The organism is Achromobacter sp. SIMBA_011 (assembly GCF_046535435.1).
GTDB classification, from domain to species: domain Bacteria; phylum Pseudomonadota; class Gammaproteobacteria; order Burkholderiales; family Burkholderiaceae_B; genus Achromobacter; species Achromobacter dolens.
Genome location: NZ_JAWRWN010000001.1, coordinates 617022 through 634418 on the forward strand (window position 1 = coordinate 617022; position 17397 = coordinate 634418).

11 protein-coding genes are annotated in these 17397 nt (G+C 58.5%); all 11 read left to right on the forward strand.

Annotated features, from left to right (window positions below):
• The first annotated feature begins 23 nt into the window (after positions 1-23).
• Positions 24-8363, forward strand: coding sequence for a hemagglutinin repeat-containing protein (locus SB816_RS02925; RefSeq protein ID WP_410546478.1), 8340 nt, complete (start codon positions 24-26; stop codon positions 8361-8363).
• Positions 8364-8371: 8 nt separating this feature from the next.
• Positions 8372-8791, forward strand: coding sequence for a ribonuclease toxin immunity protein CdiI (gene cdiI / locus SB816_RS02930; RefSeq protein WP_336236187.1), 420 nt, complete (start codon positions 8372-8374; stop codon positions 8789-8791).
• Positions 8792-8861: 70 nt separating this feature from the next.
• Entirely contained in the window at positions 8862-9047 is a 186-nt protein-coding gene (locus SB816_RS02935) for a hypothetical protein (protein WP_336236188.1), read from the forward strand.
• A gap of 584 nt (positions 9048-9631) precedes the next feature.
• Positions 9632-10312, forward strand: coding sequence for a hypothetical protein (locus SB816_RS02940; RefSeq protein ID WP_336236189.1), 681 nt, complete (start codon positions 9632-9634; stop codon positions 10310-10312).
• A gap of 48 nt (positions 10313-10360) precedes the next feature.
• Positions 10361-10951: a hypothetical protein gene (locus tag SB816_RS02945; protein WP_410546479.1), complete on the forward strand. Its 591-nt coding sequence runs from the start codon at positions 10361-10363 to the stop codon at positions 10949-10951.
• Positions 10952-11024: 73 nt separating this feature from the next.
• Entirely contained in the window at positions 11025-14219 is a 3195-nt protein-coding gene (locus SB816_RS02950) for a hemagglutinin repeat-containing protein (protein ID WP_410546709.1), read from the forward strand.
• 75 nt (positions 14220-14294) lie between these two features.
• On the forward strand, positions 14295-14552 hold the full coding sequence (locus tag SB816_RS02955; protein ID WP_269872962.1) for a colicin immunity protein: 258 nt from the start codon (positions 14295-14297) through the stop codon (positions 14550-14552).
• A 163-nt stretch (positions 14553-14715) separates the two neighbouring features.
• A complete protein-coding gene (locus tag SB816_RS02960) occupies positions 14716-15105 on the forward strand; it encodes a hypothetical protein (protein WP_410546480.1) in 390 nt (129 codons plus the stop codon).
• 471 nt (positions 15106-15576) lie between these two features.
• Positions 15577-15957: a hypothetical protein gene (locus tag SB816_RS02965; protein WP_410546481.1), complete on the forward strand. Its 381-nt coding sequence runs from the start codon at positions 15577-15579 to the stop codon at positions 15955-15957.
• A 318-nt stretch (positions 15958-16275) separates the two neighbouring features.
• Positions 16276-16515 carry a hypothetical protein gene (locus tag SB816_RS02970; RefSeq protein ID WP_410546482.1) on the forward strand — a complete coding sequence of 80 codons (240 nt, stop codon included), beginning with the start codon at positions 16276-16278 and terminating at the stop codon, positions 16513-16515.
• 439 nt (positions 16516-16954) lie between these two features.
• Positions 16955-17347, forward strand: coding sequence for a hypothetical protein (locus tag SB816_RS02975; protein ID WP_410546483.1), 393 nt, complete (start codon positions 16955-16957; stop codon positions 17345-17347).
• Positions 17348-17397 lie beyond the last annotated feature (50 nt).

Consider the following 17397-nt stretch of genomic DNA (forward strand, 5'->3'; position numbering starts at 1 on the left):
CGCTTACCGAGAGTTGCCTCGCCATGTCCAAGCTTCGCTCCGCAGTTGTCTGGTTGGTCCTGTACACGCAGATCTGGACGCCCGTCCTGGCGCAGACCCTGCCCATCTCCGTCGACAAAAGCGTGCCGGGCCAGAAGCCCGTCGTGGGCGTGGCCAATGGCGTGCCGGTGGTCAATATCGCGCCGCCGTCGGCCGGCGGCGTCTCGAACAACCGCTTCACCCAGTTCAACGTCGGCCCCTCGGGGGTGGTGCTGAACAACAGCGGCGCGGCCAGCCAGACGCAACTGGCCGGGCAGGTCGCGGGCAACCCGATGCTGGGCAACCAGCGCGCCGCCACCATCCTGAACCAGGTGACGGCGCCCAATCCGTCGCAACTGATGGGCATGCTGGAAGTCGCGGGCAACCGCGCCAACGTCATCGTCGCCAACCCCGCCGGCATCACCTGCAACGGCTGCGGCTTCCTGAACGCCAACCGCGCCACGCTGACCACCGGCAAGCCGGTCATCGGTCCGGATGGCGCACTGGGCTTCGACATCACGGGCGGCCGCCTGGGCATCGAAGGCGCGGGCCTGTACGGCGCCAACCTCAGCCAGCTAGACCTGATGGCGCGCACGCTGGAACTGAATGCCCAAGTCTGGGCCAACAATCTGAATGTGGTCGCGGGCGCGGCGCGCGTCGGCTATGACGGCATCGACGTGTCGGCCCTCACCGGCGCCGGCGCGGGCACCGGCGTGGCGCTGGACGTCGCGGCGCTGGGCGGCATGTATGCCAACAGCATTCGCCTGATCGGCACGGAAGCCGGGGTCGGCGTGAACATCGGCGGCAACCTGGCGGCGCTGACGGGCACACTGACGGTCAGCGCCAACGGCGACGTCCGGATCCAGCCCTCGGGCCGGCTGCAGGCCGCCACGAACCTCGCGGTGCAAAGCGCCGGCGACATCGTCAACGACGGCACGGTCGCCGCGGGCGGCGCGCTGGGCTTGAACGCCGCCGCCAAGGTCATCAACAACCAGGCAATGTCCTCGGCTGGCAACGCCAGCATCGTGGCGCGCCGGCTGGAGAACCGCGGCGCACTCACGGCGGGCTTGCAGGCGGACGGCTCCATCAGTCCGCTCGGCGCCTTGAGCGCGCAGGTGGACCAACTGCTCAACCCCGGCACCCTGGTGGCCGGCGGGGACGCCACCATCACCGCGAACGCGCTGGGGCTGTCGGGCGGCAAGTTCGTCGCCGGGGGCGCATTGCGCGTGGACGCCACGGGCGCGGTCACCAATCGCGGCGGCTCGGTCTATGGCGGCTCCGTGGCCTTGCGCGCGGCCGGCCTGGACAATACGGGCGGCAAACTCACCAGCGGCGCCGCGCTCGACGGCCAGGTGACGGGCGCCATCGACAACACCGGCGGCACGCTGGCCGGCGCCGGCGCGGTGGACCTGCGCGGCAAGTCCGTGGTCAACGCGGCCGGTGGCGTGATCTCGGGCCAGAGCGTGGCGCTGCGCGGCGCCGACGGCATCGACAACCAGGGGGGATCGGTGCAGGCCAACGACGCTTTGCGCGTCGAGACGGCCGGCGCGCTCGACAACCGTGGCGGCAAGCTGCTCGGCGGCGCCACCGACATCCAGGCGGCCAGCCTCGACAACCGCAATGGCATCGCCCAGGCCGACGCCAAGCTCGTGGTCAGCAGCGGCGGCGCGATTCAGAACCAGTCAGGCGGCCTGTATGGCGGCACGGTCGGCGTCGACGCGGCAAGTCTCGCCAACAGCGGCGGCAAGGTCGCCAGCGGTGGCGCACTGGACCTGAAGACCGTCGGCGCGATCGACAATGCCGGCGGCACCATCGCCGCGCAAGGGCAGGCCGCGCTGAGCGCACAAAGCCTGTCCAACACTCGCGGCATCGTCGCGGCCAGCGGCCTCACGCTCAAGACGCAAGGCACGCTGGACAACAGCGCCGGCCTGATCCAGGCCGACAACGCGCTGGCGCTGACGGCCGGCAGCTTGAAGAACCGCGACACTCTCGCCAACGGCATCGCCGGCGCCGGCAGCACGGCCGCGGGCGCCCTGGGCCTGATGGGCAAGCAGGTCATGCTGGACACCGGATCCATCGACAACCAGGCTGGCCGCATCGGCGCTGGCCAGGACCTGGTCCTGTCCACCGGTGCGCTCGACAATGCGCGCGGCAACGTCTCGTCCGACGCCAATGCGAAGCTCGCCTTCAGCAGCATCACCAACACCGGCGGCGCCCTGACCGCCGGCACCTCGCTGGAGCTGGTCACCGGCAACCTCGACAACGACGGCAAGATCCACTCTGGCCAGGACCTGAAGATCACCGCCAATACGCTGACCAACCGCGCCGGCGGCGAATTGATCGCGGTGCGCAACAACGAACTGATCATCGGCGGCCTGCTGAGCAACGCCGGCCTGATCGACGGCGGCTACACACTCATCAACGCCGGCAATCTTCTCAACACCGGCCGCATCTACGGCGATCGCATCGGCATCAAGACGCCGTTGCTGCAGAACGAACCCAATGCCGTCATCGCCTCGCGCGGCGACATGGACCTGGGCGTGGGCACGCTGACCAATCGCGAGCACGCGTTGATCTACGCCGCGGGCGACCTGCGGCTGGGCGGCACGCTGGACGCCACCGGCAAGGCCGCCGGCCAGGCCGCGCTGTTGTCCAACGAGTCCGCCACCATCGAAGTCGAGCGCAACGCCGACATCGCCGCGGCCAGCATCCAGAACCGCAACCTGCACTTCGCCAGCGAAACCGTCGAGGTCAGCCGCGAAGCCAAGTGGTTCTATCGCCTGGACGGCACCACCGACATCGTCGATGGCGAAGGCATGTGGTTCTGCAACACCGTCAAGTCCATCTGCGGGCGCGACCCTAGCTGGATGGGGCAGTACGATGAGCGGCGCCTGCTGATGCCGTCGGCGCGTTATCCGGAAAGCCAGTACGGGCCGCCGTTCAACTACAGCAACATCCAGGAAGACCAGCAGGGCCGCGCGGGAGTCAGCGCGCCGATCGGCCTGGCGTACATTCCCGAAACCTATGACTGCGGTGGCGGCGACGCCGGCAATTGCTATACCAACCCCGCTCAGTTCCTCTACAAGCCGGACGCCAAGATCTGGTCCGTATTCGAAGTGGAACGCCCCAGCGGCATCCGGCGGCCGCCGTCGCCCGACAGTTGCGGTTGGCGCTGCCCCGACGACCTGGCCCAGCAACAGGCCCAGTACGATCACGACCTGGAGCTGTACGACACGCTGAACGAGAAGATCAAGGCCTTCAACGCCGACTTCCGCGGCAGCCGCATGATCAAGGACTTCACCTTCTATCAGGTGACCCAGATCACGCGCGAGACCCGCATCACCGAGAGCGATCCAGGCAAGATCATCGTAGGCGGCAATGCCCGCCTGTCTGGCAACATCGTCAACGACAAGAGCCGAATCCTCGCTGGCGGCACCCTGAAAACCGAGGGCGGCACGCTGAGCAACGTCGGCGCCGAGGGGCTGCGCACGGTCGACCGTGTCGGCACCATGGCCTACACCTACGAGAAGAACGACTCCCGCAAGTACAACCGTTCCGACTACAACGCCACCGTCCTGGCCGAACGCATCGAGACCGGCCTGGGCGATGCCCAAGGCGGCGTCGCGGTCACGCCGTCCGTCCCGGCGCCTGGGGCCAGCACCGTGGTCCAGGCGCTGCCGCCGGCGACGCTGACGCGCATCACGCTGCCCGGCAACCAGACCATTGCCGTCGTGGTGCTGCCGCCGACCATCCCGACCAGCAAGCTGTACCAGGTCATCACGGCGCCCAACGCGCCTTATCTGATCGCCACCGACAGCCAGTTCATCGGTTCGCGCGCCGTGGTGTCCAGCGACTTCCTGCTGGAGAAACTGAACCAGGACCCGGGCCACATCCTCAAGCGCCTGGGCGACGGCTTCTATGAGCAGAAGCTGGTGGCCGAGCAGGTGATGCTGGCCACCGGCCAGCGCTTTGTCGGCGACTACACCGACAACGAAACCCAGTACAAGGCGCTGCTGTCGGCAGGCGCCGACTTCGCCAACAAGTTCGGCCTGGCCGTGGGCACCGCGCTCACCGAAGAGCAGATGCGCCACCTGACCAGCGACATCGTCTGGATGGTGGAGCAGACCGTCACGCTGCCCGACGGCACGCAGCAGAAGGTGCTGGCGCCGCAGGTCTACCTGGCCGTCAAGCCGGGCGACCTGCGCGGTGATGGCACGCTGATCGCCGGTCGCGACACGCAGATCAGCACGACGGGCGACGTAACCAACAGCGGCACCCTCGGCGCGCGCAACGCGTTGGTGGTCGATGCGCAGAACGTGCGCAACACCGTGGGCACGATCCAGGGCAAGACCGTCAACCTGAATGCGCGCAACGACATCGACAACCTGGCCGGGCTGCTCAAGGGCGATGCGGGCGCGCTGACGGCGGGTCGCGACGTCAACCTGACTTCCAGCACGCAATCGAATGTTCGCGGGGGCATCAGCAACACCATCATTGATGGGGTGGCGCGCGTGGATGCCGGCACGTTGAACGTGCAGGCGGGCCGCGACGTCAACGCGCAGGCGGCGGCCATCGCCGCTACCGGCGACGCCAGCATCCGCGCCGGCAACGATATCAACCTGACCGCCGCGGGAACGAGCTATGGCGAGTCGTTCAATTTCGGCAAGAAGAACCGGTCGGAGATGCGTACGACGGAGGATATCGGTACGCAGATCGCCGCTGGTGGAAACCTGACGCTGATGGCAGTGAGGGACGTCAACGCCATCGCCGCGCAAGTCGCATCGGACAAACAATTGGCTGTTGGCGCGGGACGCGACATCAACGTGCTGGCGGGGGACGCCAGTGGCTACACGTACAACGAGATCTACTATAAGACGAAAGGCTTCCTTTCCAGCAAGACGACGCACCGCATCCGCGAGACGGAGTGGACCAAGGGAGTTAGTTCGACCTTTGGTGGCGACACGGTCGCGATGCTGACCGGACGCGATATGACGGTCGTCGGCTCGAACATCGTCGGTGATCGCGATGTCGAGATCGCGGTTGGCAGAGATCTGCAGGTACTGGCCAAGGACGAAACCTACAAGGACTATCAGTACGAAAAGGTCAAAAAGTCGGGCTTTGGCGGCGGTGGCGGGTTCAGCATCGGCTACAACAAGCAAGAACGCACGGATTGGATGCGCGGGGCCAGTGGCGGCTATGCCGCGAGCACGATTGGCAGTGCTGGCGGTAACCTCACCATCGACGCGGGACGCGATGTCGGCGTCATGGCGAGCAATCTGCTGGCCCAGGATGGCAATATCTCCATCGTCGGCAGCAACGTCGCGATCATTGCCGGCGTAGGCGAAGCACGCCAGCATGAGTATCACGAGTTCAAACAGTCCGGCCTGACCATTGGCGTGGCAGGCGGCATGTTGGGCGCTGCCCAGCAGATTCAGGGCACCTTGCAGCAAGCTGGCGACGCCAAGAGCGGCAGGCTGGCCGCGGTCAAGGTGGGGCAGGCGGCTTATCAAGCGGTGCAGGCCAACCGGATGATGGACGCGGCAAAGGCTGACGATGCGTCGGTCGCGCAGAAGGAAGCCGCCAGCGCCCAGATCCAGATTAGCCTGGGCTCCAGCAAGTCTGTCAGCGAAACGAAGCGCACCCAGGAAACCGCCTTTGGCTCTTCCGTCATGGCGGGCGGCAATATCTCCATCGTCGCTTTGGGCGAAAAGGGCGTTGCCGGCTCGGGCAATCTCTCCATCATCGGCAGCGACCTGGCGGGCAAGAACGTACTGCTGGCGGCGACCAATGACCTGATGCTGCAAAGTCAGGCTCAGACATCCACGGAAGTCTCCACCAATAAGAACAGCGGCTGGAAGGTCGGCGTCGGCATCGGTGTCTCTGATAGCGGTAGCGGTGGCGGCATCAATATCTTTGCCAGCGGCTACGTCGGAAGCGGCAACGCCAAGGGGAACGGCACGACGTATCGCGAGACCCAGGTCAGCGCGCGCGACAACCTGACGCTGATCTCCGGCCGTGACACCGTGCTCGAAGGCGCCCAGGCGCGAGCGGACAGCATTCGCGCCGATATCGGCCGCAACCTGATTCTGGCGAGCCAGCAGGATTCGGACCGCTATGACGCCAAGCAAAAACAGGCCAATGCGGGGGCCAGCTTCAGCTTTGGGTCGATGACCGGCAATGCCTATCTTGGCGCGAGCATTGGCAAGACCAAGTCCAACTATGACAGCGTGGTCGAGCAGACAGGGCTGTTCGCGGGTTCTGGGGGGTATGACATTTATGTCGGGAAGCACACGCAGTTGGACGGTGCCGTCATTGCCAGTGATGCTGAGGCTACGAAAAACCGGTTGTCCACCGATACGTTAGGGTTCAGCAACCTGCATAACAAGGCGGACTACAAGTCGACCACTGTCGGTATCAACCTGGGCATGTCAGGCGCGTTCGACAAACCGAACAAGGGCGATGCCTTGGGTGGCGGTCCGTCGGGTTTGAGCTTCGGAAGCACAAGCGGTAGTGAATCAGGTACGACACGCGCGGCTGTGTCGGCGGGCACGATCGAGGTGCGTTCGGACAAGGACACGGGTAGGGATAGCACGGCCGGGCTGAGCCGTGACACCGTAGGGGCGAACGGCAGTATTGGAAAGATCTTCGATAAGGATAAAGTTCGCGAGCAACTGGAGTTCCAGCAGGCGTTTGGACAGCTGGGGATGCAGATTGCGGGGGATGTGGCGGACCGACTCAAAGCGCAGGACCAACAGCTTTGGGGTGAGGGAAAGCCTGGCCGTATTGCACTGCATACTGTCATAGCAGGTATTGGCGCTGCACTGGGGGGAGGCAACGTGGCTGGGGCAGTTGCTGGCACGCTCGCCGGCGATGTGGCTTCTAACCTATTGCGCGATCAGGTAAATCAAGCGGTTGCTGGTCTACCTCCCGAGTTGCGAGACCAAGTATCCAAAGTCATCCTCAACGTCGTAGCGAGTACCGCAGGGGGAGTGGCCGGCGGCATGAGTGGCGCGTCAGGAGCATCTCTGGCTGACATGTACAACCGGCAATTGCACCCTGACGAGGGTGATTGGATCAAGAAAAATGCCAAGCGCTATGCCGAAAAGGAAGGGATCTCCATTGCTCAAGCCGAAGCCGAGCTTACATCGCAGGCATTGAGGCAAACGGATTCAGTGGCGGCTGAACGGTACATTGAAAATCAGAATGCCCGCTCGTTCTTGGCTGAAATGACGGGTTCGCAAGGGACGGGCTTCGTCTTCTTCGACGGACGAGCTGACGCTACGTTCGAAAACCAACTCTTGTTCGCGGGTGGCATCAAGGGCAATGCCGATCTAGCCGAGCTTTACGATCTTGCTTGGAAGCGTCTCCAGGAGGGCGTGGAGCATCGCTCGAATCTGTCGGGTTCAAATTTGGCGCTTGCCGATGCGACTCGTGACATCGCGAACTATGTCAACAATCCCGAGGATGTCGCGAAGGTGGCCCAGGCCCTGCGAGACGAAAGAGCCAAAGCGGAAGCTGCTCGGGATTTCACCCTGGTTCGCGTTATAGATGACAAGCTAACGAACATCACCCTTATGGAACAGGGTGGAGTGTTCGATCTCCGAGATCTCACGTGGGAACAGCGTGAGGCGTTGGGGATGGCACTGCAGGCGGGGTTGGATGGTGGGCGCCTGTCGGCTGCGCAGGTGCGGGCAATGGTGGCTAAAGCGAGGATTCAGGCGGTATCTGGCATAGACCGACAGTCGGTATCCCCAGCTAACTCGAAAGACGGATCTGCGCAGACGATCAGAAATGCGGAGGTGTTGGCCAATGACGGGACTGTTTTGGTTCGACAGAATCCGCTGACCGGTGAATACGAAACTACCGGATTCAGGCTGGTCGGTAATAATGGTTCTCGGTCAAATTATCCTGATGGTATGAGTTTTGATTTAAATATCAAATTTCATATGAGTAATTTTGACGGGCTTACGCAGAAGAAAGGCATTGGGGGAGCTCACAACAAAGAAGCGTTCCTGGACGCGGTTTCCACCTATGGAATAAAAATAAACGAGCAAGTTTCTATAGGGGTGGATGGAATCTATAACGTCAAATATCAGATTCCGGCTTATGACGCACGAGGCAATCCCGCTGGGTATAAAAATCAAGAATTTGTTAAAACAATTTATGATCCGAAGGTGTTTTCCGATCAAAAAATTTTAGAGCTTGGGCAAAATGCTGCGGCGGCTGGCTATGAAAGTGCAATAAAAAATGGATTGAACGCCTACGATAGTTCTTTTGGAGGTGTTAATTTTAGAGTGTATATAGATAGATCCACAGGTGTTATCAGGAATTTTCATCCTAATTAGGTTTTCATATGAAAGAAATATTTGGTCAACCCTACGATTTATCGGATGAGTTTTGGATAGTCAAAGCGTATTTTGATTTTATATATAAAGATGGATATTTCTTTGATGCTATAGAAAATATTTCAAAAAAATGGGGTTTTAGCACTGATACTGTGAGTTGCAGCTTTCCTGATAAAAATAGTTTATTCAAAGAAAATCACTTTGATGGGGTGGAGTTTTCATTTGGCGTTTCTCCAGGTGATGACGTGGTAGTCGTTAGCGAGAGTGTGTGCCTGGAAATCGCGAAGTTGGCGTGTATGAAATATGCTGAGTTGCACCCGAATTGCTCGGAAAGAATTAATGCTGTGATTGAAAACTTGAAACTTGGCTTAAGCGGGGGACCCAAAGTCAGGCCCATCTCGGACGCGAGGGGAGCCTTGGACGAGTAGGGGCAGGGCTGTTTGCTTCGGATGCTGTGTCGGCGAGGCGCCTTAATATTTCTCTGAGTGCAAAGCAGCCATGAAAATTTCTGGGGAAAATGACCAGGGGCGTTTAGTGCATGCGGTGCATATTGAGGGATTTCATCTGCCCGGTGCCGGAGTAATTGTCGCGAAGGGTTGGTTACGCATCTGCGTGCTGATGGTTAATTTAGATCTTGAGCAGAATTACGTCTTTTTATCAGCATGTCACATCTGTAAAGAATGAGTCCAATCTACTTTGCTGAAATTTCCCCGGTCTATGGCTGGTTATTGCTATTTGTGCTGCTTGCGGCTTGTTCCGTTATTTTTATTGTCATCCCCGGAATTAAGAGGGGGCGCGAGAAGAGTGGGGGAGGACTGTTAGCTCAGGTGCGTGTGGTTGCTTTTTTTGGGAAAGGGGGGATGCATTTTGGTGGAGGGTTTTACCGATTTAGCGCATATGAGAATTGTCTGGTGGTATGTTTGTTCTGTGCAGTCCTATACAAATATAGGGAGATAAGGCTTCGATTTCCATATGAGGCAGGGAGCAATAGGCTGAATCTTGTGCTCAGAGGGATTCCCGTGACCCTCTATGGGAACAGCAGGGATTTGGGCATTCTTGTTGAGAAGATCCGAGGGCGTGAAAGTGTTGCGCCAGCACTAAAAAAATAGACTCTTAAATTCACCGCATTGCTGTCGTTAGAGATATAGGTTTGAAAGTTGCCGGTGTGCCTTTATTTGTCATGCTTGGGTAAGCTTCGCTTGAGACAAATCGGACCACTGCGTCTATTACTTCGTCCTAATTCATCTTGCTTCGATCTCCCGAATCACATGACCCGCATCAAGTCAATTATTGCCTTGGCCTCGCTGCTGCTGACGTCAGGCTGCTCCTTCATCATGGGTTCGCCTCCCAAGGCACTTGTCACCAACCCTGACCCTGGCGAAGTCATCACTCCCGTGCTGATCTACACCTCCGATTGCAATTACCAGAAGAAAATCGACGACACGGGCTGGATCGGCGCACGTACTGCGCTGCCAGCGCTGTATGCAGCCGAGGCGGTCTGCAAGGCCCTGAACAACGAACTACCCGGCGCTATGGATGCGGCAGGCATCAAGGCGACATTCAAGCTGCGCAAGGTGAATCCGGATTCCGCGCGGCCGTTGACCTTGAAGGAAGACGCAGCGGCCATCGGGGCAAAGTATGTGGTGGCATTGGGCGAACCCAATGGCTTTGGTGGCTATCAGCAATACGGCCCATCGGTGAGCATCAAGGTGCGCCTGTATGACGCCGTATCGGGTGAATACCGCGGCTACGCCGAAGACACCTATCCGATTTCCTTGCGCGACTACTCCAATCGGGGGCCGGCTGCAGACGGCTTGCGGATCGCGGCGGATATGGCGCAAATGCTGGCGCGCACGATGCGCAAGCGTTGCACCGAGGCCTATCCTTATCAATGCGGCAAGACGGGCTTGTTCCGCTTGGCTGAGCCTCGCGATGCCTATGGCAAGTGAGTACCGCGTTTGCCCTGGCTAATTTCTTTTCTTTTGAGTGAGTGGTAGATGATTGCCGTGTTGCGTTGCGTGGCGCCCGCTTTGTTGCTGGGCGGTGCCTTGGCGGGTTGCTCCGCCACCAATCCCAATATCCTCAGCCATTACGACGCTGGCAGCAGTGCGCGGGTTCGCGTGTATGTTTATACGGCGGATCGCATCCGCCTGGATTTTGACAGGACGTGCTTCCTGCCCGCATCGGGCCTGTTCGGCCATGGCGACGGCCTGGAAACGATCCAGCGTTCGCACATGCGCGGTAGCGGCAGCGTTGGAATGCCGCCTTCGCCGAACATCTCGGGCCTGGTGTTCGACGAATTCATCATCAAGGCGGGTATTCCGGTAACCATTTACGGTCAGGTCGGCGGGACTTACAGAAACGCCGGGCCTTATGGGTCCGTGATCACCACGAGCGGGCCCGAGACGAAGAATGCCGGGTATTTCACGCCAGCCGCTGGCAAGGACTACGAGGTCTATGTGGAGCGGCGCGCGGTAGTGGTGCAGGACATCACGGTGCCCGGCGTCAGCGCAGCGGAACGGCAGGTGCCGTTGATGCCGGCTTCGCCCTGCCCGGAACCCCCTGCGACCGTGATGCCGAAGGTCTGACCGCGGTCGTAGGGCCTACAAGGAGATCTATTACAAGACGAAGGGGTTCCTCTCCAGCAAGACGACGCACCGCATCAAGGAATCGTCCTGGACCCAGGCGGTGTCCTCCACCTTCACCGGCGATAGCGCCGTGCTGATGGCGGGGCGGGATTTGAACGTGGTCGGTTCCAACGTGGCCGCACAGAGGGACTTGGTCATGTCCGCGGACCGCAACGTCAACATCGTTGCGGAACAGAACACGGCCAACGAGCACCAATACGAAAAAATCAAGAAATCCGGTTTTGGCGCATTGGGCGGTATCAGTTATGGATCGCGCCAGACGACGGACTGGGTGGATACCAAGCGAGGGCTCAATACCGGCAGCACGATCGGCAGCGTAACTGGGGATGTGCTGATCAATGCCGGAGGCTCGCTGAATGCCGTGGGCAGCGATGTGCTGGCGCGTCAAGGTGACATCACCATGATCGGCCGAGACGTCAACATCGTGGGTGGCTTCGACACCATGCGCCAGCGTGAAGTGCACGAGGTCAAGCAGTCGGGATTCACCATTACCGCAAGTACGCCGGTTGTCAGCGCCATGCAGACCGGCGCACGCATGGCCGAGGCGGCGGGCAAGTCAGGCAATGCCGTTATGGCTGGTCTGGCCGGCGCGACCACGGCGCTTGCGGCGAGCAATGCCTACGATGCGGTGAAGGCGGCCGGCGCTATTGAAAACGCCACCGCTATCGACAAGGCGGGCGGCGGCAGTATCAAAATCAGTTTTGGCAGCAGCAAGAGCAGCAGCACTACTGATCGAAGTTCCTCCACATCTGTCGGTTCCAACGTCGCCGCGGGCAATGATCTGACGATTGTTGCCAAGGGCGCCGGAAGCGCGTCGGACATCACGGTTTCCGGTTCCAACCTGTCCGCAGGCAACAACGCTGTGCTGAAGGCCGAGGGCGATATCCTGCTGCAGGCAGCCAAGAACGTCTTCGAGCAGAAGACGGACAGCAAGAGCAGCGGGTTCAATATCGGTATCGGATACAGCACCGGTACCTCCAATGGGTTGACGTTGGAGTTGGGCGCATCCGTCTCTCGCGGCAACGAGAATGGCCGGGACCAGAGCTGGACCAACAGCTTCGTCACCGCGGGCAACGTGCTTGCCCTGCAATCAGGTGGCGATACAACGCTCAGAGGGGCGTCGGGCAAGGCCGAGCAGATTTTGGCTTCGGTTGGCGGCAACTTGTTGCTGGAGAGCTTGCAGGACACCAGCACCTATACCTCCAAACAAACCAGCGGCGGGGTGAACCTCACGGTATGCGTTCCGCCCTACTGCTACGGCCAGAGTTCGGTATCCGGCAATTTCGGTACCGGCAAGATGAACAGCAACTACAAGTCCGTCACTGAACAGACGGGCTTGTGGGCGGGCGACGGCGGGTTCCTGATCGACGTCAAGAACAACACGACCTTGATCGGCAGCGTCATCGCCAGCAGTGATAAGGCTGTAGCGGAGGGCCTGAACAAGCTCAGCACGGGCACCCTGGTCACGCAGGACATCAAGAACTCCGCCAGCTACAGCGCCAATCAGATTGCGGTAGGCGGAGGCTTCGGATTTGGCGGCGGGGCCTCGAAAGAAGGTTCGGCGGGTCTGGGCACCACCAAGGGCAACCAGGTGGCCGGCGGTGCGACCAAGGACGCAGGTACTTCCTTGGCGTCGAGTGGGGGCTTTTCCGCCAATCTACCGACGGTGGTTGCGGCCAGCGGCAATAGCAGTTCCACGACCCAAAGCGCCATCAGTGGCGGCACCATCATCATCCGGGATGAGGAAGGACAACGGGCGCTGACAGGCAAGACTGCGGCGGAGACGATTGCGGCGCTGAACCGGGATACGTCGGATACGTTGAATGCGCTGAAGCCGATCTTTGACAAGGAGAAGATCGAGGCAGGGTTCGAGATTGCGTCGGAGGCCAGCCGGCAGTTGGGGCAGTTCTTGACGAATCGGGCTAAGGAAGCGGATGCATTGTCTTCTTCTCTGGCCAAGGAGCTGCAAAAGCCGGGCGGCGGCGACGCGCAACGAATCGCTCAACTCGCGAATGAGCTGGATAGCGCCCTTAGGTGGGCTCCCGGTGGCGACTATCGTCTAATTTCGACGGCCATCCTTGGCGGCATAAGCGGAAACGTCTCGGGAGGTGTTTCCGAGGCCGCGAGGGCGAGTGCAGTGAACTACCTGCAAGGGCTGACTGCACAGCAGGTAAAGCTCTTTGCAGACGGCCTGGGGTCGTCACCGCAGGCCGACGCCACGCGCGCCGCGCTGCATGCGATTGTGGGATGCGCGGGCGGAGCGGCGCAAGGGACGGGCTGCTCCTCGTCGGCCTTGGGAGCAGGGGCTGCTTCCGTCGTCAATGCGTTGCTTGATGCCGCTGATCGCGGTTCGGAGTCGGGGCTTAGCGTCGAGCAGCGTGAAGCGCGCGCCAATCTGGTGTCAAACCTTCTGGCAGGCGTGGCGTTTGGCCTCGGTCTTGACGCAGGAGGGGCAGTCAATAGCGGCCGCTTGGAGACTGAGAACAACGGTGTTGGTTTGTTGCTCAAGCGGGGTGGGCCAGCGCTGATAGGGCTGTGTTTCAGGTCGGCGACGTGTCAAGAGAAGGTGATCGGGCCGGTGGCATTTGCCGCGATCAGTGCAGCAGTCGCTGCGCTCAGAGCTGCAAATCCTCAGCTGGATGAAAACCAAGCACTGCTGCTCGCAGTGACTCGCTACATTACGACGCCTGCATCGATGGAACCCATCCCAGGCAAGCCAGGCGAGCCGGTACCTCCGTTGCCGATTCCCCCGGGTCAGACCGGTGTCAATGAAAACGTTTCGGTGCCTGGCAAGCCGGGTGATGGGCATACACCTGTTGGCGTGCCGGGGCAGGAGAACCATGGTCCCAGCGGTGGTACTACCACCATTACTCCTGTGCCAGGACAACAATTGCCTGTGATCATACTCAATGAGGCTTCAAAAACGGGCAAGGTTATTGTCGATAGCAAGAGCGGTGATCAACTTGGACCTCGCGGCTGGACGCTGCAAGACGTGCAGGAAGTCGTCAATAGTGGCGCAGTCGGGACGACAATAGACAAACGGTCTTCGGGGAAGACCCCCGATGGGTTGCCGAGAAATGATTCCGCGTCAGTGTACGGTTCTAAGAGCGGCTACATTGTCGTCAACGATCGGACCGGTGAAGTTGTCCAAGTGAGTGGCAAGAACGATCCAAGCTGGATTCCGGACAGTCGAATCAAATGGAACTAAGTTGCAATGGAAATTGATCTCCAACGACGCTACGACTCTTTAGACGACTTCTTCTCAGTCGGAGGGAGCGTTGTAATGAAGCTATCTGTCGACGCGGCAATTGCGATTTGCGAGCGCGCGACGCAATGGGGTTTAGTTATCACGCGGATTGAGGGAGGGATCTGGCATTTCCCCGGGTTCGAAGCGAGAGTGGACTGCATTTGGGATGGAATCGATCCGCCGGTTGACGTTGGCACAGCGGAGAAAAACAATCTGGCTGCGGCTGAGTTCATTCGATCAGAGAGCGGTGTACATGACGTCTTTGTGGTGACGGCCCCACAGCTAACGGGTTAGGGTTTTGATGCAAAATCCGGCGACTGTAGAAGTAAACAATAAGTCCATACGAGATATAAATATTGGGAAGCATGCAAAATTCAAGTTTCCCTCATTTTGAGAGTTTATATGAATGCTAATCTTAGGCTGCACTATCAGCGTCAGCTTATATATGCAGGTCTTGATGACTTTAATCCGAATGGGGTGTTTCCCACTTATTTGGGGGGGGAGGGATGGTCAGAATGTCAATGATTGGAAGCGTGAAGTTGCTGCGTTCCTTGATCTAGGCGTCCAGAGTGGATTGATTAAGGTTACAAATTGGGAAAGATTTTCCTCTTCTTCGAATCCTGTAAATGTCGGTGATTTCTTGCTGGGACTCGGATCAGCTAGAAATTCCCAGTTAGATGAGAACGTTGTATGGAATTCCTTGTATTTTTTTGGAACTGAGAGTTTGATTAGAGATTTGGATAAATTTGGCTTGCGGAATTGGGGGGTGTTGAAGTTTTTGGAAGATTCCAGTTTTCTTGAGTTTATTCAAAACAAGTATCGAGTAGTTATCCTTGATGTGAAGTGAGTAAGATCGATAGATATTGGCTTTCAACGATGTAGTTGAGTGTTTTTTAGTATGTCTACGAAAGCCAATGAATTTTTGATCTGTTAACGATGGTGCTCGGTGGATCGCTTGTTGGGACGCCAACCATCGCCCAGAGACATAAACGATGATATAGCTCGTGGACTGCAAGAACAATGGAATAGACTGTTTGGTCCGGCTTTGAGCGAAAGCAATTCAGGGCAACGTGATTCAAAAACACCCAATACAGGAACACCCGGTAATTGGGTCACCAACCCGGGGAGTGGTCAAGAGCGTCAATATGGCGCCGACGGCAAGCCCAGTGTTGATATCGATTCAGACCACGATCACGGGCAGGGGAATCCGCATGCTCAAAATTGGGATCGAGGGCCAAATGGGGAATTGATTCGTGGTGAAGGGAGTCCTTTCTCCAAATGGCCAGGAAGCCGATAGATCCATTTTTGAGGGTGTGCCATGAGTGAAATAATATTTCACGATTCTGTTCTTGTTGGAATTGAACATATACGTTCAGATAAAAAATTAATTCTCACATTTGAATTTAATGGTGAAAAAAAACAGCGGCTGATTTTAAGCTCGGTTCAGTCGTTTCGCGTGGCTGACTTTATCGGGCAAAATGTTGTTTCCCGAGTGTTGGATTCGAAAGCTGACAAAATATCCGAAAGTACTATTATTGATAGATTGAATTGGTTATATATGCTGTCAGATGGAAGCGTTCGAGTCGATGATATGGTAATAAAAAAGTCCAGAGAGGGCGTGATCGCGGGATCGTTGCGCCTGTTTTGCATCGAGCCTTCTTGGGGGGCTGAGTTAGTTTGCCTGTCCGATGAGGATTGAGGTGGCTCTGAACAAATCGCTTTGAACTGAGAGAGTATGGCCTCGGGCTAGGCTTGAAGGAAGACGCAGCTGCGATCAGTGTGCTGTACATAATTGCATCGGACGATGCTTAATAGCTTCCGGAGGTCACCAGCAGTACGGGCCACACGATATAGCATTGAATCTTTCATTTGAGTTTTACTGCGATTCAATGGTGGTTTTCCGTGTTCAGACGATGGTATGCCTCGTCGATGTCGATCTGGCTGTCATCAATGTGCTATTGATTTTAGTGGGTTATAAAAAACTTCAGAAACGGGATGGTTGCGGCAGGCAATTAACATGCTCGATAAGCACGCATATATAGAACAAGGCAACTTCAAGCGCTGGGTGCGCTTCCTCCTTTCATCGGTGGGTATCGTGCTGCTTTACTCGGGACTCAGATACGATTCCTATCTGGTAATCCTGTTGGGCTTCCTAATCGGCGGCGTCGGGATGTATGCGTCGAAAGCCGCAATGCTGGGCATAAAACCATTTTCTGATAACCCCACTTTGGCGCCAAAACAAGAGAAATCCGAGTAGTGCCAAAGAATCCAGGACCAGGCGAAAAGTTCTCAAATCCTATGCCTCGTGGACCGCGGCTCATCTTTCTGCCTGCAGCGGCGATCTAATGCGCGAGCCGGCCTATTCTTAATGGTTGCAGCGCCTTGACGCAAAGCGCTGCCGCGAATCGTCATGCTCCTGCGATATCGCCTTAATTTTTCGCACCAGAGTGCCGTTAGAAATCTGAGCGTGGCTCAGCGTTCGGCTTGTTGAGTTCTGTTCGCCGAATATGGGCTTTTGCCATGTCAAGACGGATCAGTGAACTCAGTCCGATTTATCGGGACTGGTCGAGCCTCGCGACACCCACGGCGACTAGCCGCTACACAGGGTGTGCCGATTCCGCGTTAACAGTGTGCCCAGTCCCTGGTATGCCCCAACGCACGAGTATGCGTGCAATAGATATGGATGATGCGTTTCCATGACCGCCTGCCCCAATTGCCAAGTTCAAAGTTCACCGCTTGCGTTGCGTTGCTCGGCCTGCGGGTCGACGTTGCAGCACGCCGCAGAGCACGACTCGGCAAGCTATCGCCGCGCCGCGTTCTGGGTAGATGCCAGGATGTTCTCTGGTATCGGGACGGTGTTGGGTTTGGGCCTTGCCTGGCTGTTGAGGCAACTGATCATGTCCGGAATGGGTGTCTATCTGGACCAGCGCCAACGTTTCCTGTTGGGAGTGGGGGTAACGCTGGCAGGGGCGCTATGCGGTTTTGCCATGGCGGCCCGGAAATATGGCAAGGACGCGCAACCGTTGCGGCGCGAAAAACCTGCGGTGGCCAAGCCAGCGTTGAAGAACCCATGGGAGCGCGACCGTTGATCGGCGTGCTGACCGGCAGCACTTAGTCGATGGTGCATTTCGAATGGATG

Bases quoted from the DNA above. Each gene is read 5' to 3' on its own strand.
- SB816_RS02925 (WP_410546478.1), top strand. From the start codon at position 24: ATGTCCAAGCTTCGCTCCGCAGTTGTCTGGTTGGTCCTGTACACGCAG.
- cdiI (WP_336236187.1), top strand. From the start codon at position 8,372: ATGAAAGAAATATTTGGTCAACCCTACGATTTATCGGATGAGTTTTGG.
- SB816_RS02935 (WP_336236188.1), top strand. From the start codon at position 8,862: ATGAAAATTTCTGGGGAAAATGACCAGGGGCGTTTAGTGCATGCGGTG.
- SB816_RS02940 (WP_336236189.1), top strand. From the start codon at position 9,632: ATGACCCGCATCAAGTCAATTATTGCCTTGGCCTCGCTGCTGCTGACG.
- SB816_RS02945 (WP_410546479.1), top strand. From the start codon at position 10,361: ATGATTGCCGTGTTGCGTTGCGTGGCGCCCGCTTTGTTGCTGGGCGGT.
- SB816_RS02955 (WP_269872962.1), top strand. From the start codon at position 14,295: ATGAAGCTATCTGTCGACGCGGCAATTGCGATTTGCGAGCGCGCGACG.
- SB816_RS02960 (WP_410546480.1), top strand. From the start codon at position 14,716: ATGACTTTAATCCGAATGGGGTGTTTCCCACTTATTTGGGGGGGGAGG.
- SB816_RS02965 (WP_410546481.1), top strand. From the start codon at position 15,577: ATGAGTGAAATAATATTTCACGATTCTGTTCTTGTTGGAATTGAACAT.
- SB816_RS02970 (WP_410546482.1), top strand. From the start codon at position 16,276: ATGCTCGATAAGCACGCATATATAGAACAAGGCAACTTCAAGCGCTGG.
- SB816_RS02975 (WP_410546483.1), top strand. From the start codon at position 16,955: ATGACCGCCTGCCCCAATTGCCAAGTTCAAAGTTCACCGCTTGCGTTG.